This window comes from Haliea salexigens DSM 19537 (genome assembly GCF_000423125.1).
Lineage (GTDB): Bacteria > Pseudomonadota > Gammaproteobacteria > Pseudomonadales > Halieaceae > Haliea > Haliea salexigens.
Map to the genome: position 1 here is coordinate 56,720 of NZ_AUHJ01000007.1, position 20,128 is coordinate 76,847.

The 20,128-nt window shown below is 64.2% G+C and carries 20 protein-coding genes; 10 read left to right on the forward strand and 10 right to left on the reverse strand.

All coding sequences use genetic code 11. The features are described from left to right. Positions 1–8: 8 nt before the first annotated feature. A complete protein-coding gene (gene lysA / locus G533_RS0109445; protein WP_027949749.1) occupies positions 9–1,259 on the reverse strand; it encodes a diaminopimelate decarboxylase in 1,251 nt (416 codons plus the stop codon). Positions 1,260–1,273: 14 nt separating this feature from the next. Further along, positions 1,274–1,438, reverse strand: a complete 165-nt coding sequence (gene lptM / locus G533_RS24920) for an LPS translocon maturation chaperone LptM (RefSeq protein WP_169515390.1) — start codon at positions 1,436–1,438, stop codon at positions 1,274–1,276. Positions 1,439–1,653: 215 nt separating this feature from the next. On the opposite strand from lptM, the gene G533_RS0109455 reads away from it, so the two are divergent. Further along, positions 1,654–2,658: a DUF3187 family protein gene (locus tag G533_RS0109455; protein WP_027949750.1), complete on the forward strand. Its 1,005-nt coding sequence runs from the start codon at positions 1,654–1,656 to the stop codon at positions 2,656–2,658. A 40-nt stretch (positions 2,659–2,698) separates the two neighbouring features. Here G533_RS0109455 and argH read toward each other — a convergent pair whose 3' ends face one another. Beyond that, the gene (gene argH, locus G533_RS0109460; protein ID WP_027949751.1) at positions 2,699–4,102 is read right to left on the reverse strand and encodes an argininosuccinate lyase; all 1,404 of its coding nucleotides are present in this window, start codon (positions 4,100–4,102) and stop codon (positions 2,699–2,701) included. A gap of 113 nt (positions 4,103–4,215) precedes the next feature. Here argH and G533_RS21345 point away from each other — a divergent pair, with 113 nt between their 5' ends. From G533_RS21345 to G533_RS0109490, 6 genes are all read left to right on the forward strand, one after another. Continuing rightward, the gene (locus G533_RS21345) at positions 4,216–5,274 is read left to right on the forward strand and encodes a sensor histidine kinase (protein WP_035527414.1); all 1,059 of its coding nucleotides are present in this window, start codon (positions 4,216–4,218) and stop codon (positions 5,272–5,274) included. After that, the gene (locus tag G533_RS0109470; RefSeq protein WP_027949752.1) at positions 5,271–5,999 is read left to right on the forward strand and encodes a LytR/AlgR family response regulator transcription factor; all 729 of its coding nucleotides are present in this window, start codon (positions 5,271–5,273) and stop codon (positions 5,997–5,999) included. The genes G533_RS21345 and G533_RS0109470 overlap by 4 nt, the downstream gene beginning before the upstream one ends. A 95-nt stretch (positions 6,000–6,094) precedes the next feature. Then, positions 6,095–7,027 carry a hydroxymethylbilane synthase gene (gene hemC / locus G533_RS0109475; protein WP_027949753.1) on the forward strand — a complete coding sequence of 311 codons (933 nt, stop codon included), beginning with the start codon at positions 6,095–6,097 and terminating at the stop codon, positions 7,025–7,027. Then, positions 7,017–7,793, forward strand: coding sequence for a uroporphyrinogen-III synthase (locus G533_RS21350; RefSeq protein ID WP_051230160.1), 777 nt, complete (start codon positions 7,017–7,019; stop codon positions 7,791–7,793). Before hemC ends, G533_RS21350 begins: the two co-directional genes overlap by 11 nt. Continuing rightward, the gene (locus tag G533_RS21355; protein WP_051230161.1) at positions 7,790–8,989 is read left to right on the forward strand and encodes a uroporphyrinogen-III C-methyltransferase; all 1,200 of its coding nucleotides are present in this window, start codon (positions 7,790–7,792) and stop codon (positions 8,987–8,989) included. Before G533_RS21350 ends, G533_RS21355 begins: the two co-directional genes overlap by 4 nt. Before the next feature lie 2 nt (positions 8,990–8,991). After that, entirely contained in the window at positions 8,992–10,239 is a 1,248-nt protein-coding gene (locus G533_RS0109490) for a heme biosynthesis HemY N-terminal domain-containing protein (RefSeq protein ID WP_027949754.1), read from the forward strand. Between the two features lie 8 nt (positions 10,240–10,247). On the opposite strand, the gene ubiD is transcribed toward G533_RS0109490, so the two are convergent. The 3 genes from ubiD to trxA form a co-directional block, all read right to left on the reverse strand. Then, a complete protein-coding gene (gene ubiD, locus G533_RS0109495) occupies positions 10,248–11,753 on the reverse strand; it encodes a 4-hydroxy-3-polyprenylbenzoate decarboxylase (RefSeq protein WP_027949755.1) in 1,506 nt (501 codons plus the stop codon). An 80-nt stretch (positions 11,754–11,833) separates the two neighbouring features. Further along, on the reverse strand, positions 11,834–13,102 hold the full coding sequence (rho, locus tag G533_RS0109500) for a transcription termination factor Rho (RefSeq protein ID WP_027949756.1): 1,269 nt from the start codon (positions 13,100–13,102) through the stop codon (positions 11,834–11,836). Positions 13,103–13,349: 247 nt separating this feature from the next. Then, complete coding sequence (gene trxA, locus G533_RS0109505) at positions 13,350–13,676, reverse strand: thioredoxin TrxA (RefSeq protein ID WP_027949757.1); 327 nt, start codon at positions 13,674–13,676, stop codon at positions 13,350–13,352. A 159-nt stretch (positions 13,677–13,835) separates the two neighbouring features. Between trxA and G533_RS0109510 the strand changes: the two genes are divergently transcribed. Continuing rightward, positions 13,836–14,102: a GIY-YIG nuclease family protein gene (locus G533_RS0109510; protein WP_027949758.1), complete on the forward strand. Its 267-nt coding sequence runs from the start codon at positions 13,836–13,838 to the stop codon at positions 14,100–14,102. Here G533_RS0109510 and G533_RS0109515 read toward each other — a convergent pair. After that, the gene (locus G533_RS0109515; RefSeq protein WP_027949759.1) at positions 14,086–15,984 is read right to left on the reverse strand and encodes an ABC-F family ATP-binding cassette domain-containing protein; all 1,899 of its coding nucleotides are present in this window, start codon (positions 15,982–15,984) and stop codon (positions 14,086–14,088) included. The genes G533_RS0109510 and G533_RS0109515 overlap by 17 nt on opposite strands. 51 nt (positions 15,985–16,035) lie before the next feature. Between G533_RS0109515 and G533_RS23475 the strand changes: the two genes are divergently transcribed. After that, entirely contained in the window at positions 16,036–16,524 is a 489-nt protein-coding gene (locus G533_RS23475; protein ID WP_051230162.1) for a TIGR02444 family protein, read from the forward strand. 76 nt (positions 16,525–16,600) lie between these two features. Then, positions 16,601–17,368 carry a BamJ family beta-barrel-assembly machinery protein gene (locus tag G533_RS21365; RefSeq protein WP_035527419.1) on the forward strand — a complete coding sequence of 256 codons (768 nt, stop codon included), beginning with the start codon at positions 16,601–16,603 and terminating at the stop codon, positions 17,366–17,368. Here G533_RS21365 and G533_RS0109530 read toward each other — a convergent pair whose 3' ends face one another. From G533_RS0109530 to gshA, 3 genes are all read right to left on the reverse strand, one after another. Continuing rightward, entirely contained in the window at positions 17,369–17,857 is a 489-nt protein-coding gene (locus tag G533_RS0109530; RefSeq protein ID WP_027949760.1) for an Rsd/AlgQ family anti-sigma factor, read from the reverse strand. It abuts the gene before it with no gap. Positions 17,858–17,944: 87 nt separating this feature from the next. Further along, positions 17,945–18,439 (reverse strand): disulfide bond formation protein B, encoded by a 495-nt coding sequence (locus G533_RS0109535; RefSeq protein WP_027949761.1) that lies wholly within the window; start codon positions 18,437–18,439, stop codon positions 17,945–17,947. A gap of 34 nt (positions 18,440–18,473) precedes the next feature. Continuing rightward, positions 18,474–20,063 carry a glutamate--cysteine ligase gene (gene gshA / locus G533_RS0109540; protein WP_240472411.1) on the reverse strand — a complete coding sequence of 530 codons (1,590 nt, stop codon included), beginning with the start codon at positions 20,061–20,063 and terminating at the stop codon, positions 18,474–18,476. Between the last annotated feature and the right edge of the window lie 65 nt (positions 20,064–20,128).

The window sequence follows — 20,128 nt, forward strand, 5'->3', positions numbered from 1 at the left end:
AGTGTCCCTCAGGCCGGCAGGCGGCATTCGCGCCGCAACAGGTCTTCAAGGGTTTCGCGCGCGCCCACAACGTGCACGGCGTCACCATCCACCATCACCTCTGCCGCGCGCGGGCGGCTGTTGTAATTGGAGCTCATGCTGAAGCCATAGGCGCCGGCGCCGAACATGGCCAACAGGCTGCCTTCGCGCAAACACAGGGTGCGCTGCTTGCCGAGGAAATCCCCGGTTTCGCACACGGGCCCAACGATATCCCAAGTGGCGTTGACGCCTTCGGCCGCCGCATGAGTGGGCTGGATATCCAGCCACGCCTGGTAGAGCGCCGGGCGAATCATGTCATTCATGCCCGCATCGACCAGAGCGAAATTGTGTTCGGGGGTTTGCTTGAGATACTCCACCCGGGTCAACAGAAGGCCAGCTTCCGCGGCAATTGAGCGCCCCGGCTCGAATATCAGCGGCAACCGGCGTTCGCCCAGCTCTTCGCGTATGGCTGCGATATAGTCGCCGATAGCGGGCGGTTGTTCGTCGCGGTAGCGCACTCCGAGGCCGCCACCGAGGTCGAGGTGGCGGATCTCGATGCCTTCAGCCGCGAGCGTATCGACCAGCAGCAGCAGGCGCCGCAGGGCGTCAATAAAAGGGCTGAGCTCGGTCAGCTGCGAACCGATATGGCAGTCCAGGCCGCGCACGTCGATGTGCGGCAGTGCCACAGCGCGACGGTAGAGCGGCAGTGCTTCGTCGACACCCAGGCCGAACTTGTTTTCGCGCATCCCGGTGGAAATGTAAGGATGGGTGCGCGCATCCACGTCGGGGTTGACCCGAATGGATACCGGCGCCTGCACGTTCATCTGTGCGGCGACGCGGTTGAGCACTTCGAGCTCCGCGGCGGATTCCACGTTGAAACAGTGAATGCCCAGCTCCAGCGCCCTGGCCATCTCCCCGGCCGTTTTGGCCACGCCGGAAAACACGGTTTTCGCCGGGTCACCACCGGCGGCAATCACGCGCTCCAGTTCGCCCACGGACACGATGTCAAAGCCCGCGCCGAGCCGTGCCAGTACATCGAGTACCGCGAGGTTGGAGTTGGCCTTGACCGCGTAGCAAATGAGGTGGGGCCAGTCGGCCAGGGCATCCTGATAGGCCTGCAGCGCCGTTTCGAGGGCGGCGCGTGAGTACACATAGCATGGCGTGCCGTGCTGCTGGGCGATGGCGTCTGCGGTGACGTCTTCGGCATGCAAGATGCCGTCGCGGAACTGGAAAAAACTCATGGCTCTCTGCGTACTCAGTCGGTTGCGGAAGAAGGTGTTGTGCCAGCCGGCGGCGCACCAACGGCGGGCGCTGCCGGAACGCTGGCGGCGTCCGGGGGCGGCAGCTGCAGTGGGCCTGTTTGCCCGCAGCCCGCCAGTAGCGCCAGGGCGAGCAGCCAGTGGAGGCGCGTGTGAAGCATAACAAGGATTCCGCTGGGAAAAGCGCGCAGTATACCCGAATTGACGCCGGATTCTGCGTTGCCTGGCATGCGCAGGCAACCGTGTGTCGAGCGTGAGGGTCGCCGCGTTCTTGTGCGATAGAGGGTCGAATTGCACGCGGGATCATGGCAGGATTCCAGTCCCATGCTTCGTCGCAAGGCGCAGCCAGCTTTGAATCCTCAATGAGGGCCCACGCGTGCGCGTCACAGTTCCCCCGCTGTTATCGATACGGCAGTTCATCGGCTGCGGCCTGCTCGTCCTGTCGCTGTTGCTGGGCCGCGCCGCGCAGGCCGTTGAGCCCCTCTACGGCAAGAACCTGACGCCGGTGGCTGGCCTTTTCGGTATACCCTCGGCGCGCAGCGCGGCGCTGCTGTCCACGGGTGAAGTGGCATTCGCTGCGCACGGCGCTCTGGCCAGTCACGCCGTCTTTGATGCCTCAGCGTTGGAGGCGCTGCGTCTGGATGGTGAAACCCACCGTTTCGCCCTCGAATGGCGCTATGCCTTTGCGCCGGGCTGGGAGTTCCAGATGGAGCTGCCCTGGCTGAGCCACAGCGGTGGCTCACTCGATGCGCTGATCGACGGCTGGCACAGCCTGTGGGGAATGCCGGATGGCGGCCGCGATACTGTGCCCCGGGACCAGCTGGATTTTCGCTACCAGATCTCCTCTGCGTCACTGTCACTGCGCGACAGTGCCTCGGGGGCGGGTGATGTCACGCTCGCGCTGCACCGCGCACTCGTCGATGACAGCGAGTGGCAGGTGAGCGCGGGGCTCGGTTACAAGCTGGCGACGGGAGAAGAACGCGAGCTCCTCGGCAGCGGTGCGGAAGATGCGTTCGCGGTGCTACGGGCCAGCTGGGCGCCAGCCGGGAGTCGCGGGCAACTGTTCGGTCAGGCCGGCTATTTGCGCGCGGGCCAGATTGCGGGCCTGCAGGCCGTGCAGGAACGCGACCTCTGGTTTGCCGGGGTGGGTGCCGGCTGGGCGGTGCATGAGCGCGTGACCTTGCTGGCCCAGATTGATGCCCAGTCAGCGCCTTTGCAGAGTGATTTGACGGCGTTGGGCGCCGCGGCACTGCTGTTGAATGTAGGCGCGCGCTGGCAAGTGAGCCCCCGCTGGGCGCTGGAGGCCGGGTTTATCGAAGATATCCGCGTAGAGACCGCACCGGACGTCACCTTTCAGGCCAGCCTGCGCTTTACGCCCTGACGCGCTGTCGGCTGCGCCGGGGCAGGCAACGCTGCTGCGCTTACGCTGGCCGTGCGTCGAGACGCTGCAGGGCAGTGCCGGCCGCGGCCTGCACCTGACGCGGCGCGGTGCCTCCCAGGTGGTCGCGCGCGGCGACGGACCCCTCCAGGGTCAGCACATCGAACACATCCGCGGCGATGTCCGCGTGGAAGCCCTGCAGTGTGGCAAGTGACATCTCCGCCAGGTCGGCGCCGCTGGCCACACCGTGGGCGACGGCCTTGCCCACCACTTCGTGGGCATCGCGAAAAGGCAGGCCCTTGCGCACCAGATAGTCGGCGAGGTCCGTGGCGGTGGAAAACCCACGGCGTGCCGCTTCGCGCATCTGCTCGCTGCGGGGCCGGATGGCGGGGACCATGTCGGCGAAGGCGCGCAGGCTGCCCAGCACCGTATCGATCGTGTCGAACAGCGGCTCCTTGTCCTCCTGGTTGTCCTTGTTGTAGGCCAGCGGCTGGCTTTTCATCAGAGTGAGCAGGGAGATCAGGTGCCCATTGACCCGGCCCACCTTGCCCCGCACCAGTTCGGGCACATCCGGGTTTTTCTTCTGCGGCATGATGGATGAACCGGTGCAGAAGCGGTCCGGCAGTTCAATGAAGTTGAACTGGGCCGATGTCCACAGCACCAGCTCCTCGGACATGCGCGACAGATGGGTCATGAGCAGCGCGGCAAAGCTGCAGAATTCGATGGCGAAGTCGCGGTCCGACACCGAATCCAGCGAGTTGGCGGTGGGGCGGTCGAAGCCCAGGGCGCGCGCGGTCATATCGCGGTCGATCGGGTAGGTGGTGCCCGCGAGGGCGGCGGCACCCAGCGGCGACTGGTTCAGACGCGCGCGGCAGTCCATAAGCCGGCCGTAATCGCGCTCCAGCATCTCGTTCCAGGCCAGCAGGTGATGGCCGAACACCACCGGTTGTGCGGTTTGCAGGTGGGTGAAGCCCGGCATGATGGTGTTGCACTGGTCAGCGGCGAGCTCAATGGTACCGCGCTGCAGGCGGGTGAGCTCCGCCGCGATGAGGTCAATCGCTGCACGCAGGTGCAGGCGAATGTCGGTGGCAACCTGGTCGTTGCGCGAACGGCCAGTGTGCAGTTTCTTGCCGGTATTGCCGATCAGCTCGGTCAGGCGCGCCTCAATATTCATGTGTACGTCTTCGCGCTCGATAGACCAGCTGAAGTCGCCCCGGGCAATCTCCGCCTCGACCTGGTCGAGCCCGGCCTGGATCTGTTCGCGCTCCTCTGCGGTGAGCACGCCCACCGCGCAGAGCATGTCGGCGTGGGCACGCGAGCCCTGGATATCTTCCTGCGCCATGCGCTGGTCGAACTGAACCGATGCGGTAAAGCGCTGCACGAATTGATCGGTGGGTTCGGCGAAGCGGCCGCCCCAGAGAGTGTTGGTGTCTGTCTGCTTGCTCATGTTGATCCGTATCTGGTTGGGGGCCCGCTGCAGGCCATGGCTGGCGTTCTGGCGCTTGTGCCGGTCGCGCTTGGGTGCAAGTATACCACCGGGGTGGACGAGGGTTGGTGCACATGCAGGATGCGGGGGAGCAACAGCTGGCGGCGCAAGCGCAGGCCTCGGGCGCGTTCTTCATTCCGGACCTCTGTGCACCGCGTGCGCTGCTGTTCCTGGTTCTGCTCGCCGAGCTCATGGTGCTGATGTACACCCTGGCAGTCAGTAGTCTGCCGCGCTTCGACTGGACGGTGCTGGCGACCGGCTCGGTACTGGTGCAGTGGCTGGTGCTGGCGAGCGCCGTGGCGCTGTGCCTGTTGCGCGGCTGGTTTTCACGCCACAGTCTGTGGCTGGCGGCGGCGGGTAGCCTGCTGCTCGTGGTGATGGTCACGGGTCTGTCCAGTGAGTTGATTTTGCGGTTTTACCCGGCGCTGCTGGCGGATGCTGACGACCGCTGGTGGGTGTTGCGCAACACGCTGGTCGCCGCACTGGTGACCGGCATCGCCCTGCGTTATTTCTACCTGCAGCAGCAGCTGACCCTGCGCGAGCGTTCCGAACTGCAGGCCCGCATTGATTCGTTGCAGGCGCGTATCCGCCCGCACTTCCTGTTCAACACCCTGAATAGTATTGCCAGTCTCATTGCCTCGCATCCTGAGCGCGCCGAGGCCGCCGTCGAAGATCTGGCAGAGCTGTTTCGCGCCAGCTTGCGTCATTCCGGACCGGGTGACACCGTCGCCGAGGAGGTGCGTCGCTGCGAGCTGTACCTTGGCATCGAGCGCCTGCGCCTCGGCGATCGCCTGCAGGTGGAGTGGCAGGTGGCTGAGGGCGTAGGCGCACTACCCATGCCCAGCCTCATCCTGCAGCCGCTGGTGGAAAACGCGGTGTATCACGGCATATCTTTGTTGCCGGGAGGAGGGGTTGTGCGTGTTGCTGTGGCGGCTGAGAACGGGGAGGTGCAGGTGGTGATCGAAAACCCGCGGCCAGAGCCGCCCGCTGCCAGCCGCGGTGAGCGCATGGCATTGACCAATATCGAGCAGCGTCTGCTGGCGCTCTACGGGGAGGCAGCAAGTTTGCACCAATGGGCGGAAAGCGGGCGCTTTCGGGTGGCATTGCGCTACCCGGCGGAGGCCCTGGTGTGAAAGTCCTGCTGGTCGATGACGAGCCTTTGGCGCGCGAGCGCCTGCGTCGACTGCTGCAGCGGCTGCGCCCCGAAGCGTGTGTGATTGAGGCGGATTCGGGGGAGGCCGCACTGGCGCTGTTGGCGAAGGAAGATCCCGCGCTGGTGTTGCTGGATGTGCGCATGCCCGGCATGGATGGTATCGAAGTGGCGGCCGCCATGGACCGCCTGCCGGCACCGCCCGCGGTGATTTTTTGCACCGCGTACGATGAATATGCGCTGGAGGCCCTGCGTCACCAGGCCGTGGCCTACCTGCTGAAGCCCGTGCGTGAGTCGGAGCTCGCTCGGGCGCTGGCCACGGCCGGGCGGGTTAACCGGGTGCAGCTGGCCGCGTTGTCTGACGGTGAGCCCGCGGGCCGCTCCCAGGTGAGCAGCCAGGGGCACCGCGGCCTGGAGACATTGCCGATCGCTGATGTGCGCTGTTTTATCGCGGAGCAGAAGTACGTGACGGCAGTCGCTCCCGGGCGTGAACTGCTGATTCAGGACGCGTTGAAGGATCTGGAGCAGGAGTTCGCCGCAGAGTTCCTGCGTGTGCATCGCAACGCCCTGGTAGCCCGGCGCCACATCCAGCGCCTGCGCCGCGATACGGAAGTTGGCTGGTCGGTCGAGCTGGATGGCGTGGACCTGCGACCGCAGGTCAGCCGCCGTCACCTGGCGGCCGTGAAGGCACGGTTACAGCAGGGCTGAACCCGCGCCCTTCAGCGCCCTGCCGGTGGCCAGGCAAAGTCGCAGCAGCAGGACGTGGCTGGTATCATCGCCGCTCGTCCTGCAGGAACCTGTTCATGCCCCGTACTATTACCATCGCTACCCGAGAAAGCCCGCTCGCCCTGTGGCAGGCCGAGTTTGTTCGCGACGCCTTGCAACAAACCCATCCGGGCCTTGACGTACAGCTGCTGGGCATGACCTCCCGCGGCGACCAGCTGCTGGATGTTCCGCTGGCCAAAGTGGGCGGCAAGGGGCTGTTCGTGAAAGAGCTGGAAACCGCGCTGCTCGATGGCAGCGCGGATATCGCCGTGCACTCGATGAAGGATGTACCGATGGAATTCCCTGAGGGCCTCTGCCTCGGTGTGATCTGTGCGCGCGAGGATCCCCGGGATGCCTTCGTCAGCAACCACTATGAGTCTGTCGCTGCGCTGCCGCCCGGCAGCATTGTCGGTACTTCCAGCCTGCGTCGGGAGTGCCAGCTGCGGGCCGCGCGGCCCGATCTTGAGGTGCGCTTTCTGCGCGGCAATGTGAATACGCGGTTGCGCAAACTGGATGCGGGAGAGTACGACGCTATTATCCTCGCGACCGCCGGGCTGCTGCGTCTGCAGATGGATGGGCGCATTCGGCAGCGCATGCCCGTGGCCGAGTCACTTCCCGCCGGCGGGCAGGGTGCCGTGGGCATTGAGCTGCGCAGCAGTGACCAGGAGCTGCTGACGTTGCTGCAACCGTTACACAATGTGCCCACGGCGCTGCGAGTGACAGCGGAGCGTGCGCTGAATCGTCGCCTGGAGGGTGGCTGCCAGGTGCCGATCGCCTGCTACGCGGAACTGGAGTCGGGCGATAAAACGCTGTGGCTGCGCGGCCTGGTGGGACGGCCGGATGGCGGCCTGCTGCTGCGCGCCGAGGCCCGGGCGCCGGTTGCCGAGGCGGAGGCGCTGGGCATTACCGTGGCGGAAGATCTACTGGAGCAGGGCGCGGGCGCGATTCTGGCCGAGGTCTATGGTCGCTAGATCGGTGCTGGTCACCCGTCCCGCCGGGCAGGGCGAGCAGCTGTGTTCTGCGCTGGCGGCGCGTGGGTTCACCGCGCACCACCTTCCCTTTCTACAGCTGCAGCCCCTGACGCCCCTGCCCGTCGCCGAGCGGCTTCGTGTACAGGCGCTCGATCGTGTGCAGCATGTCATTTTTGTCAGTGCCAACGCGGTCGGGTTTGGTATGCCAATCATTGAGGGCTACTGGCCGCAATTGCCACAGGGCCTGCAGTGGTACGCGGTGGGTGATGGGACTGCCCGTGCGCTCGGCGGGTTCGATATTGTGGCTGAAACACCCGGCGAGAATATGACCAGCGAGGGTTTGCTGAACCTGCCCGGACTGCGCGACTGTGCTGGGGAGCGGGTGTTGATCGTCAAGGGGCAGGGTGGACGCGACACGCTGCGGCAGGAGCTCAGCCGGCGCGGCGCTCATGTCGAAACGCTCGCCTGCTACCGGCGCGTCAGGCCGGCCATGGCGCCGGGTGCTCTTGCCACAGCGCTGGCCGATTGGCAGATCGAGGTGATCTGCATCAGCAGCGGTGACGGCCTGAACACGATGTTGGCGTTGCTTAGCCCCGAAGAAACCACTAAGTTACGGGGAGTCACCTTGCTATTGCCCTCGCGGCGCGTTGCGGATGCGGCGATGGCAGCGGGATTCCAGCATTGTCTGGTTGCGGACAATGCCTCCGACGGTGCCATGTTGCGCGCCCTGGAGCACTGGAGCCCGGCGAAGGGAGAGAAGAAGTGAGTGAAGAAAAAGACCTGACCGAATCATCTACCTCAGCGGCAGCCGAGCCACCCCGGGGGGAGCCAGACACCACGCCTGAGCCGGCGACCGAGCAGCCCGCATTCCAGTCGGAAGCGGCTCCCCGGGCGCGCAGCGGCGGCGCAGTCGCCTGGTTCGCCCTGTTGCTGGTGCTTGGTCTTGGCGCAGCGGCCGCTTGGCTGGTGCTGCAGGCACAGTCGCGGGAAGCCGCGGTGCTGCAGCGTCTGGTGGAACTGGAGGAGGTTGATCACAGTGCCCAGGTGGTCGCCGCGGACGATGCGGAGATTCGTGCCGAGCTGCGCGCGCTTGAACGCAGCGTGCAGGATACGCTGGAGCAGCGCCTGAACACGGTACAGCCACAGTTGCAGCGTCAGGCCGCGTCGGTGCAGGAGCAGGCTTCCCGGCTGCAGGCCCTGGAAACGCGCCTGGCAGAGCAGCGCGCGGAGCTCGCGCAACTGCGCGGTGGCGATCGCGACAGTTGGCTGTTGGCCGAGGTTGAGTACCTGTTGCGGCTCGCCAACCAGCGGCTGATCATGGCCGGGGATGCGGTGTCGGCGCGGCGCTTGCTGCAAAGCGCGGACGGTATTCTGCGCCAGCTCGACAGTACGGCGCTGCACCCGGTGCGTCGTGCTGTGGCGGAGGACCTCGCGGCATTGCGCGCGCTGCCGGAGCTGGATGTTGAGGGTTTGTACCTGCGTCTCGGAGCGCTGGTCGACCAGGTGGCCGGGCTGGTGATTTTCGAGCTGCCGGAGCGGACTTACGGCCCCGAGGCAGCAGCGGCTGACACCTGGCAACAGCGCCTGCAGCAGGGCTATCAGCAGGCGCTGGCGACCTTGTCCAAATACATTGTGGTGCGCCGCCGCGAGGTGCCGGTCGAGGCGCTGGTGGATCCGCAGTGGGAAGGCCTGCTGCGCCAGAATCTGGTCATGCTGTTGCAGCAGGCACAGGTGGCGCTGTTGTCGGGTAATCAGCCGCTCTACGAGGCGAGCCTGCAGCGCGCCCAACGCTGGCTGACCGAGTTTTTCCTGGCGGACGAGGCGGCGGCTAGTGCCGCGGCAAACGAACTGGAGGCTCTTTCCGATGAGGTCATTGCCGTGCCTCTGCCGGACATCTCTGCATCGCTGGCGGCGCTGAAGACCTACACCGAGCCGCGCCTGCAGCGCGACGGAGCGCAATAGTCATGCGTGGGCTGTTGATGGTGGCGCTGCTCGCGCTTTTGCTGGGGGTCGGGGTCGTTGCGCTGATCGAAAACCAGCCCGGTTATGTGCTGGTGGCTTACGGGCATTACACCGTGGAGACCAGCCTGTGGGTGGGGCTGGTACTGCTGGCGCTACTCGCAGTGCTGCTGTACGCGGCGATCGGCCTGCTGCGGAAGCTGTTTTCCGGCCAGCGCTCCATCGCCGGTTGGCTGGGCCAGCGCAAGACGCGCCGCGCGGCCCGGCTCACCCACCGCGGGCTGATCAACTTTATCGAGGGCAACTGGGAGCGTGCGCGGCGCCAGCTGATTGGCGGTGCCGAACACAGCGAGGTTCCGCTGCTCAACTATCTCATCGCTGCCCGCGCCAGCTTTCAGTTGAGCGAGCCGGACAAAATGCGCGAGTACCTGGGTGTGGCGGAGCAGGCGGGGTCGGATGCCGGTATCGCGGTGGAGCTTACCCAGGCCGAGTTGAAGCTGCAGGGTGGGCAGTATGAACAGGCGGTGGCCACGCTGGAGCGGGCGGGGCGCAATGCAGGTCGCCACCCGTACGTGCTGAAGCTGCTGCACAAGGCGTATTTCGGACTGGAGGACTGGGACGCGCTGCTCAAGCTGTTGCCGGAGTTACGCAAGCACGCCGTACTGGATGAGCCTGCATTGCTGGAGTTGGAGCGCACGGTGCATATCCGGCTGTTGGAGCATTGCGCCACGGCAGAGTCCGGCGATGTCCCGGCCGCGCTGCATCAGCGCTGGCAGGCAACCCCCACGGCGCTGCGCCAGGACAAGGTGATTCTGCGCAACTATGTGGGCGCTTTGATTCATGCTGGCGATGCCAGTGGGGCGGCCAAGGTGATCCAGCGCGCACTGAAGCAGGACTGGGACGCCGATCTGGCGCGCCTGTTTGGTTACGTGGAGTTGCCGGATGCCGGACGCCAGCTGGCCCAGGCTGAAGCCTGGCTGGTAGACCACCCGCGCGATCATCAGTTGTTGCTGACCCTGGGGCGGCTGGCCTGTCGTCACGAGCTGTGGGGCAAGGCGAGAGACTACTTTGAAGGCAGCTACCGACAGCGGCGCACGGCAGAAGTGTGCGCGGAGTTGGGTCGATTGCTGGCCGCTCTGGGCGAAGATCGGGAGAGCGCTACGTACTTCCGTGAAGGTCTCTTGCTGCGTGAAAAAAGCCTGCCGTTGCTGCCGCAGCCGAAGCAGCGCGCACCCGCGCTCGCCGCCCCGTAGGCGCTGCGCTAGCGCGGCTTGCCCTGCAGCGGCAGGTCAATGCGCAGTTCGTCCCACAGCGTATCCACTCGCGCCTTGACCTCGCTGCTCATGACGATGGGGCTGCCCCACTCGCGGGTGGTTTCGCCCGGCCATTTGTTGGTCGCATCAAAGCCGACTTTTGAACCCAGGCCGGCCACCGGCGAGGCAAAGTCCAGGTAGTCGATGGGTGTGTTTTCGATGAACACGCTGTCGCGTTGCGGATCCATACGGGTGGTCATGGCCCAGATCACATCCTGCCAGTCGCGGGCATTGACGTCCTCGTCGGTGACAATCACAAACTTCGTGTACATGAACTGGCGCAGGAATGACCACACGCCCAGCATCACGCGCTTGGCGTGCCCCGGGTACTCCTTGCGCATGGTGACAATTGCCATTCGGTAGGAGCAACCCTCGGGTGGCAGGTAAAAGTCGACGATTTCCGGGAACTGTTTTTGCAGGATAGGCACGAAGACTTCGTTCAGCGCCAGGCCGAGAATGGCGGGCTCGTCCGGCGGCCGGCCGGTATAGGTGCTGTGGTAAATCGGGTCTTCGCGGTGCGTGATGGCTTCCACGGTGAATACCGGGAAGCGCTCGACTTCATTGTAGTAGCCCGTGTGATCGCCGAAGGGGCCCTCATCGGCCATTTCGCCCGGCTCCAGATAACCTTCCAGGATGATCTCGGCGCTGGCCGGAACCTGCAGCCCGTGATCGCGGCAACCTGCGGTATAGCACTCGGCGAGTTCAGTTTTGGCGCCGCGCAGCAATCCGGCGAAGGCGTACTCGGACAAGCTGTCCGGCACCGGGGTAACGGCACCCAGCGTCGTGGCGGGGTCTGCCCCCAGGGCGATGGCAACCGGATAGCGCTGGCCGGGGTGCTGCAGCTGCCAGTCGCGATAGTCCAGGGCGCCGCCCCGATGTGACAGCCAGCGCAGGATCAGCTTGTTGCGGCCGATAAGCTGCATGCGATAGATGCCGAGATTCTGCCGCGTCTTGTTGGGCCCGCGGGTGATGACCAGCGGCCAGGTGACCAGCGGGCCCGCATCGCCCGGCCAGCAGGTCTGTATGGGGAGCTGGTAGAGGTCCACATCGTCGCCACTTTTGGCGTGGAACTGGCACGGCGCATTGCGTACCACCTTGGGCCCCATATTCATGACCTGCTTCAGCAGCGGCGCTTTCTCCCAGGCATCGCGCAGCCCCTTGGGCGGGTCGGGTTGACGCAGGTAGGCCAGGATTTCCCCGATCTCGCGCAGGGCCTGCACATTCTCCGCGCCCATGCCCAGGGCCACGCGCGTTTGTGTGCCGAACAGGTTGGCCAGCACCGGAATGCGGCTGCCTTTCGGGTTCTCGAACAGCAGTGCGGGGCCACCGGCGCGCAAGGTGCGGTCGGCGATCTCGGTCATTTCAAGGTTGGGGTCCACTTCGTGGCGAATACGTACCAGTTCACCGCGTTGTTCCAGTACCGCAATGAAGTCGCGAAGGTCTTTGTAGTTCACAGGCTGTCCTGGCGGGTGTTGCGGGCGAGGGGACAGTATAGCGTGTTGCGAAGCCGGCTCCTGCCGGCTCCGCAACAACGCTATTTACGTTTCATGGACATGAAGAATTCATCGTTGGTCTTGGTATCCCTGAGCTTGTCGAGCAGGAATTCGATAGCCGGGCCATCTTCCATGCTGTGCAGCAGCTTGCGCAGAATCCACATGCGTTGCAGCTCTTCCTCGCCGGTAAGCAACTCCTCACGGCGTGTGCCGGAACGGCGGATGTTGATGGCGGGATAGACGCGCTTCTCGGCAATCTTGCGGTCCAGGTGCAGTTCCATGTTGCCGGTGCCCTTGAACTCCTCGTAGATCACTTCGTCCATCTTTGAACCGGTGTCGACCAGCGCGGTGGCGATGATGGACAGGCTGCCGCCTTCTTCGATATTGCGCGCCGCGCCGAAGAAACGCTTGGGGCGTTCCAGTGCGTGGGCATCTACACCGCCGGTGAGCACCTTGCCGGAGCTGGGCACCACGGTGTTGTAGGCGCGCGCCAGGCGCGTGATGGAGTCGAGCAGAATCACCACGTCGCGCTTGTGTTCCACCAGCCGTTTGGCTTTCTCGATCACCATATCGGCAACCTGCACGTGGCGTGAGGGTGGTTCGTCGAAGGTGGAGGCAACCACTTCCGCGCCGCGCACGCCGACGGTGCGCTGCATATCGGTCACTTCTTCCGGGCGCTCATCAATCAGCAGCACAATGATGTAGCACTCGGGGTTGTTGGTCAGGATCGCCTGCGCGATGCTCTGCATGATCACCGTTTTACCCGCTTTCGGCGGTGCCACCAGCAGGCCGCGCTGGCCCTTGCCGATGGGGGCGACGAGGTCGATTACGCGGCCGATCAGGTCCTCGCTGCTGCCATTGCCTTTTTCCAGCATCAGGCGCTTGTCGGCGAACAGCGGCGTCAGGTTTTCAAACAGAATCTTGTGCTTGGCGTTTTCCGGGCGGTTGAAGTTGATCTCGCTGACCTTGAGCAGCGCGAAGTAACGTTCGCTGTCTTTCGGGGGGCGTATCTTGCCGGAAATGCTGTCGCCGGTGCGCAGGTTGAAGCGGCGAATCTGGCTGGGCGATACGTAGATATCGTCGGGCCCGGCGAGATAGGAACTGTCGGAGGAGCGCAGGAAACCGAAGCCATCCTGCAGGATTTCCAGTACACCGTCGCCTGAGATATCTTCGCCACTTTTGGCGTGACGCTTCAGAATGGCAAAAATGATGTCCTGCTTGCGGGACCGGGCCATATTGTCCAGGCCTATTTCCTTCGCAATATCAATCAGTTCCTGCGTGGATTTGGTTTTAAGGTCAGTTAGATTCATAGAGGAGCGCTGAGTTGTTGTTCGGGGAAGATGATCTATGCAAACGGGCGCGCTGCCGGGAGGCCGGACAGAGGCAACAAGAATGCAGCGTTAAGTCGTTGGGTGGCAGAGTTATTATCGCGGCACGGGGCCGTGCAACGAACAAGAATGTAGCACGCTGGGTGGGAGGCGTCTAGGTTTTTTGCGGCTCGCCACGCCGTAGGCCCTGGGGCGGGTTACGGTGTGGCAAGCCGCGGGGCGGGGCGGCCTAGATGGCTTCCTTGATGAAGTCCACGAGCTGGCTCTTGGACAGGGCGCCGACCTTGGTCGCCTCCGCGCTACCGCCCTTGAACAGGATCAGGGTGGGAATGCCACGGATGCCAAACTTGGGCGGAATGTCGGGGTTGGCGTCAACATCGACCTTGCACACCTTGAGTTTGCCGGCGTACTCGGTGGCAATTTCATCAAGCACCGGTGCAATCATCTTGCAGGGGCCGCACCACTCTGCCCAGAAATCAACCAGTACCGGCAGGTCGGCATTGAGGACGTCGGCGTCAAAACTCGCATCGCTGACGTGTACGATATGTTCGCTCATGGTGCTCTCCAGTTACGTTGGCGTTGTTACGACAGCCTGTGTGCTGTGGTTCACCGCCTGTCATAGAGGCGCAATGATACCATTGGGTCATGCGCGTACAACCGGCGGGTAGGAGTTTTTCGTTATGACCTTATATCACCTGATGCGGAATGTGCGCCGGTGACGTCGTGGGTGGTTTATCTGCTGCAGTGCGTTGATGGCAGCCTCTATACCGGCGTTACCGTCGACGTGCAGCGCCGGCTTGCGCAGCATAACGGTGAGCGCAGTGGTGGGCCCCGGTATACCCGTGGCCGGCGTCCGGTGCAGCTGCTCTGGTGGGAGCCGGCAGAGAATCGTGGGGCAGCCCAGCGCCGTGAGGCGGCGATAAAACGCCTGCCACGCAACGCCAAACTCGCGCTGTGTCAGCGTGTCATTTCGGGGGAGTGATGGCTTCCAGCTCTTCCTGCTGCGCCAGCCACAACTCTTCCAGCCGGGCCTGTTCCGCTTGCAGCGCGCCTTCCTGTTTCACCAGTTCCGCCACCTCGCCGGCGCTGTCGCCCTCGTAGAGCGCGGGGTCGGCAAGGCGTGCCTGTAGTGCTTGCAACGCCTGCTCAGCCTGCCCCATGGCTTTTTCGGTCTGTGTGATTTCGCGCTGCAGGGGGCGCAGCCGCTCGCGCTGGGCCGCCGCCTGCTGACGCCGCTCTTTGGCTGATGCCTCCGTGGCAGCCGGCACACTCGCGGTGGGTGCATCACCGGAACGATAGCTGGCAAGGACCCATTTTTCATAGGCGCGCAGGTCATCGTCGTAGTCCTCTACCACACCATCGTGCACCAGCAGCAATTCATCCGCCGTGTTGCGCAGCAGGTGGCGGTCGTGGCTGACCAGAATCAGCGCGCCTTCATAGCCCTGCAGGGCCATTTCCATGGCGTTGCGCATGTCGAGGTCGAGGTGGTTGGTGGGCTCGTCCAGCACCAGCAGATTGGGCCGCTGCCAGACGACCAACGCCAGTGCCAGGCGGGCTTTTTCACCGCCGGAGAAGGGGGCGATGGGCTGTGTGGCGCTGTCCCCGCGAAAGTTGAAGCCACCGAGGAAGTTGAGAATCTCCTGTTCTCTTGCCTCGGGGCTGAGGCGCTGTACATGCAGCGCGGCGCTGGCGGTCAGGTCCAGCGCTTCCAGCTGTTGCTGGTCGAAATAGCCGGTGCGGCAGTGTTCGCCGGCCTGGCGTGTGCCATTGAGCAGTGGCAGGCGGCCAATCAGGCTCTTCAGCAGGGTTGATTTGCCGGCGCCATTCTTGCCCAGCAGGCCAATGCGTGAACCTGGGCGCAGGACCAGGGTAACGTTGCTGAGTACCGGCGCGCCCGCATAGCCCAGCTGCGCCTCATCCAGGCGCAACAGGGGGTCGCTGCTCTTGCCGGCCGCCGGGAAGGCAAAATTGAACGGCGAGTCGATGTGCGCAGGCGCCAGTTGCTGCATGCGCTCCAGCTCCTTCAGCCGGCTTTGTGCCTGGCGCGCCTTCGTCGCCTTGTAGCGGAAGCGGCGCACGAAGTCTTCGATGTGTGCGATGCGTTGCTGCTGTTTCTCAAAGCTGGCCTGCTGATTGGCAAGCATTTCCGCACGCAGGCGCTCGTAGTCGGAGTAATTGCCCTTCCAGGTCTGCAGCTGCTGGCTTTCAATGCTGAGAATGCGTTCGCAGGTGGCATCGATAAAATCCCGGTCGTGGGAGATCATGAGCAGCGTGCCGGGGTAGGCCTGCAGCCACTGCTCCAGCCACAGCGTTGCATCGAGGTCCAGGTGGTTGGTGGGCTCGTCCAGCAGTAGCATGTCCGAGGGCGTCATGAGGGCGCGCGCCAGGTTCAGGCGGATGCGCCAGCCCCCGGAAAAGTCGCTGACCGGGCGCGCCTCGGCTCCGGGTGCAAAGCCCAGGCCCTGTAGCAGCCGCTGTACGTGGCTGGCCGCGCTGTAGCCGTCGGCTTCATCCATGGCGCTGTGCAATGCTGCGGCGCGCTGGAAGTCGCCGGCCTTCTCGGCCGCTTCAAGCTCCGCACACAGGGTGGCGAGTTCGGCGTTACCTTGCAGCACGTAGCGCCCCGCGGTCTCCTGTGTGGTAGCCACTTCCTGGGCCATGTGCGCGAGTCGCAGGTTGTTCATGCCTTCGATATCGCCGCCATCAGCTTGCAGCGTACCCAGCAACATGGCGAACAGGCTGGATTTGCCACTGCCATTGGCACCGATCAGGGCCAGCTTCTGCCCCGGTTGCAGTGTCGCGTTGGCACGTTCGAGCAGCAACTTGCTGCCGCGCCGCAGTTCGATGTCGCGTAGTATGATCATAGGGACGCGCATTCTACGCGCAGCCCGTTTCTCTCACCAGCCGGGGCCGTGATGAATAATCCGCTGTGGGTGTTTTCCTTGCATCATTATGAGCAACCCGGTGTTGCCGAGGCCTGCCTCGCAGCGCAAGACCTGTGCGGGGCGGATGTAAACCTGCTGATGTATGCAGCCTGGTTATCAAACAACGGCCTCAACCTGCCGGCAGAGCAATGGCCGGCGCTGGAGGCCCGTGTGGCAGAGTGGCGGCAACGCGTGGTCTCGCCGCTGCGTAGCCTGCGTCGCGACTGGCGAGCGCTGCCCGGGGCGGAGCAGCTCCGGGAACAGGTCAAGACGCTGGAGCTGGCAGCGGAGCAGGCACAGCAGGCGGCGATGTGGGCCTGGCATGAGCAGCACGCTGAGTGTGTGCCGGCGGCCCGGCCGGTAGTGGAACTGACCGCGGTGCTGGCGCGCCTGCTACCCACCGGAAATCTGGCGCCGGCTGCGCGGAATGCCCTGCTGCAGCGGCTGGCGCGGCTGCTCGCGGGGTCGGGGGTGGCATAGTGGTGGCTCGCGGTAGTATGATCTGCCGCCTGTCGGTTTTTCCGCATGTCCATTTATCTGACTCTTGGAATCCATTATGAAGAAATACGCATTGCCGCTTGCCCTGGTTGCTACTGTGACCTTGCAGGCCTGTAATCAGCAGTCTGCCCCCGAGGCGGTAGATAGCGCTGCGACTGTAACGCTGGAAGACAGCAACGAGCGCCTGAGCTATGGCATCGCCTTCGGGTTGGGCCAGCGCATGGCCGCAGATGGTGTGCCCATGGACGTTGATGCGTTCAGCGCCGGTCTGCGCGACGCCATGGAAGGTGCCGAGCCGCGCATGACCCAGGAAGAAATCCAGACTGAGATGCAGGCGTACCAGGAGCGTGCCATGGCTGAACAGCAGGCGGCGATCGCTGCTGCGGGTGAAGCAAACCTGGCGGCCTCCGAGGCCTTTCTCGCAGAGAACGCGACGCGCGAAGGCGTTGTGGTTACCGAATCCGGCCTGCAATACGAAGTCATTGAAGCCGGCGAAGGCGCGAGCCCGAATGCCGAAGATACCGTGGAAGTTCACTACCGTGGCACGCTGGTTGATGGCACTGAATTCGACTCGTCCTACAAGCGCGGCGAGACCGTCAGCTTTGGGGTAAGCCAGGTTATCGCGGGCTGGACCGAAGCGCTGCAGCTGATGTCACCGGGTGCGAAGTGGAAGCTGTTCATTCCGGCGGATCTGGCCTATGGTCCCGGTGGTGCCGGTAACCTGATCGGCCCGAACGCGGCACTGGTGTTTGAAGTGGAGCTGGTGTCCGTTACCGAGGCGGCTGATGACGCCACGGACCCTGCTGCGGAAGGCACCGAAGGCTGATCAGCCTGTACCCTCCGGCGCCTCCTGCATCTGGCGCCGGTGATTGCTGTGAAGGCCGGCGATTAGCCGGTCTTCCAGTACAAAGCGAGACTCCAGCAGTTCCCCCAGGGCAGACAGGTCCCTGACCAGCGTTTCGGGGTATTGATCCCCACTGCCGTATTTCTGCTCATAGGCAAGAATCACATCGGTTGTGTCCGCAATGTCCCCGATGAGTTTGGCAGCCAGCGCGCTGCCGTCGTCGCCGAAGGCTTCCGCTTCGTGTAGCAACTCGTTATAGACCTCGAAATGGCCCACTGAGACATAGTCCACCAGCAGTTCGCACAGCTGACGTTGGCGCTGGGTAATGGATGCCGAGCCGGGCAGGTCATCACTCGCCACCACCAGAGCGGTGTAGCGCGCGAGTACGGCACGGCGTTCGCTGAGCCAGTTGGTGAGAAGGGATTCCACCGTATGAAACTGTTCGGCGGGGTTTTGATTGCGCTGTGGCATGCGATGTGCTCTTGCGTTGCGAGTGATGAGTGCGCCAACTATAGGCACAGGCCCATGCCTCCCGCAAGCAGCACGGGCCGCGGTGGGTCAGCTGCGCCGCAGTGTCTGCCAGAGGCTGGCGGCGGTAATCGCGATGAACAGCAACAGGGTCTGCTCCGGAATGCTCAATCCCAGCAGTGTCCAGTGGGTTTCCGCACAATTGCCGTCGCCCATGAGCACCATGCTCAGGGTGTCCTTGAAAGGCAGGGTTTCCAGCATATATTCCAGGCTGGGTCCGCAGGCGGGTACCTGGTCCGGCGGCAGGTGCTGCAGCCAGACATGACGCGCTGCCACGGCACCACCACCGATGGCCACCAGGGCGCACAGTGCGCCGTACACACGCCGGCCCCAGGTGCGCGGATTGTGCAGTGCAGCCAGCAGGGCGACTACGCCACCGGCGATGACAAACACGCGCTGGGTCATGCACAGGGGGCAGGGGTTGAGCCCCACCTGGTATTCCAGATACCAGGCAAACAGCATGGCACACAGTGCCAGTGCGGCCAGGCCGAAGTAGACCAGGCGTGGAGTGAGCAGTGCGAGCATGGGTGTAAATCCTTGTGCGGCCGGTGCCGTCATTCTAGAACAGTGTTCGGTACTGGCCAAAGAAGCGCGCCAGGTATTCCTCGAAAGTCAGCTCGTCGCCGGCTTCAAGTTGCTGTTGCGCCGCCAGTGATTGCCGGGTTTCCTGCTCGAAACGCTGGCGGCAGGTATCTGACAGCGCCTGTTCGCGGAAGTGCCGTGCCCAGTGTTCACTGTAGGCCATCGCCAGGCGGAAGAACGGTAGATCGCGGTCCCGCATCTCCGCGAGTACGCGCGCGGAGGGTGTGAGCGCACTGTCCTGCACTTTGGCCTGTTGTGCCGCCAGTGCGGCGCGGTAGCTTTCGCTGGCGTGAGCGTTATCCAGCAGCTCGGCGATCCCCGTCATGCCGCCCAGCAGCTCGCCGGCCAGCTCTTCGAGGGAGGCATCACCCACAGGGGTGCGCAGCCGAAGCCCGGGTTCCCTGCCGCGGTTGACTACGGTGCTGAGGTTGGCAGCCTGTAGTGCGCGTTCCGTATCGTCACAGGCCGGGCTGTCCTCCAGCAGGCAGTGCAGCAGGAACGTGTCGAGGAAACGGATCTGGCTGGCGTCTATACCCACCGGTGTGAAGGGGCTGACATCGATACAGCGGATCTCGACATATTCGATACCGGCGCGGCGCAGTGCCGCCAGCGGCGCCTCGCCGGGCTGGGTGACCCGCTTGGGCCGGATGGTGCTGTAGAACTCGTTCTCGATCTGCAGCAGGCTGTCGTTGAGCTGCTGGTAGTCGCCATTCTGGCCGGCAGGAAAGGCCTGATACGGGGGGTGCGGGTGCATGATGGCATCCCGCAGTGCCAGCACGTAATTGTCCAGTGAGTTGTAGCAGACATTGAGGCCCTTCTGCGCCTCGCTGTTGTAGCCGAGGTCGCCCATGCGCAGGGCGGTGCCCCAGGGGCGATGCAGGGTGCGGCCGGTTGCGTCGAAGGGTTCCAGGCCCTGGGTGTCACGATCGCGCAGGAAGCTGGCGCACACCGCGGGCGACGCGCCGAACAGGTAGATCAGCAACCAGGAGTGGCGGTGGAAATTGCGTATCAGGCCCAGGTAGCGCTCTGTGACGTAGTCCTGCAGGGTGCCGGGATTGCCGGCATCATCCCAGGCGCGCTGCCAGTAGTCCGCTGGCAGAGAAAAGTTGTAGTGAATACCGGCGATGGTCTGCATCAGGCGGCCGTAGCGGTGGCCGAGGCCGTAGCGGTAGACCTTTTTCATGCGCGCCACGTTGGCGCTGCCATACTCGGCGACGGGTATGCTGTCGTCCCCGTTGACGACGCAGGGCATGCTGGTCGCCCAGAGCAGCTCATCACCCAGCTGGCTGTAGGTGAAGCGGTGAATGTCCGCCAGTGTCTCCAGACTTTCTTCGATGCCCGTATCCACGGGTGTGATGAATTCCATCAACGCTTCAGAGTAGTCGGTGGTGATCGAGGCATGGGTGAGTGCCGACCCGAGGCCGGTGGGGTGCGCTGTCTGGGCGAGGCGGCCCTCCGGCGTGATGCGCAGGCTTTCTTTTTCCAGGCCGCGCTGGATGCGCCGTAGCAGGTCAGCGTAGCCGGGCCCGGCCAGGGTCTGCAATTGGCTTTGCAAATGAGGGGTCAAAAGGAACTCCTTGTGGTGGCTGGGGGCACGCCGGGATTGTGTCCCGCCGCCGGGGCGCGTGAAAG

Excerpts from the sequence above, each read along its gene's own strand:
- lysA (WP_027949749.1), bottom strand. The coding sequence starts at position 1,259 with ATGAGTTTTTTCCAGTTCCGCGACGGCATCTTGCATGCCGAAGACGTC.
- G533_RS0109530 (WP_027949760.1), bottom strand. The coding sequence starts at position 17,857 with ATGCCACAGCGCAATCAAAACCCCGCCGAACAGTTTCATACGGTGGAA.
- G533_RS0109535 (WP_027949761.1), bottom strand. The coding sequence starts at position 18,439 with ATGCTCGCACTGCTCACTCCACGCCTGGTCTACTTCGGCCTGGCCGCA.
- G533_RS21345 (WP_035527414.1), top strand. The coding sequence starts at position 4,216 with ATGCAGGATGCGGGGGAGCAACAGCTGGCGGCGCAAGCGCAGGCCTCG.
- G533_RS23475 (WP_051230162.1), top strand. The coding sequence starts at position 16,036 with ATGAATAATCCGCTGTGGGTGTTTTCCTTGCATCATTATGAGCAACCC.
- rho (WP_027949756.1), bottom strand. The coding sequence starts at position 13,102 with ATGAATCTAACTGACCTTAAAACCAAATCCACGCAGGAACTGATTGAT.
- G533_RS21350 (WP_051230160.1), top strand. The coding sequence starts at position 7,017 with ATGGTCGCTAGATCGGTGCTGGTCACCCGTCCCGCCGGGCAGGGCGAG.
- G533_RS0109490 (WP_027949754.1), top strand. The coding sequence starts at position 8,992 with ATGCGTGGGCTGTTGATGGTGGCGCTGCTCGCGCTTTTGCTGGGGGTC.
- G533_RS0109515 (WP_027949759.1), bottom strand. The coding sequence starts at position 15,984 with ATGATCATACTACGCGACATCGAACTGCGGCGCGGCAGCAAGTTGCTG.
- G533_RS21365 (WP_035527419.1), top strand. The coding sequence starts at position 16,601 with ATGAAGAAATACGCATTGCCGCTTGCCCTGGTTGCTACTGTGACCTTG.
- hemC (WP_027949753.1), top strand. The coding sequence starts at position 6,095 with ATGCCCCGTACTATTACCATCGCTACCCGAGAAAGCCCGCTCGCCCTG.
- argH (WP_027949751.1), bottom strand. The coding sequence starts at position 4,102 with ATGAGCAAGCAGACAGACACCAACACTCTCTGGGGCGGCCGCTTCGCC.
- lptM (WP_169515390.1), bottom strand. The coding sequence starts at position 1,438 with ATGCTTCACACGCGCCTCCACTGGCTGCTCGCCCTGGCGCTACTGGCG.
- trxA (WP_027949757.1), bottom strand. The coding sequence starts at position 13,676 with ATGAGCGAACATATCGTACACGTCAGCGATGCGAGTTTTGACGCCGAC.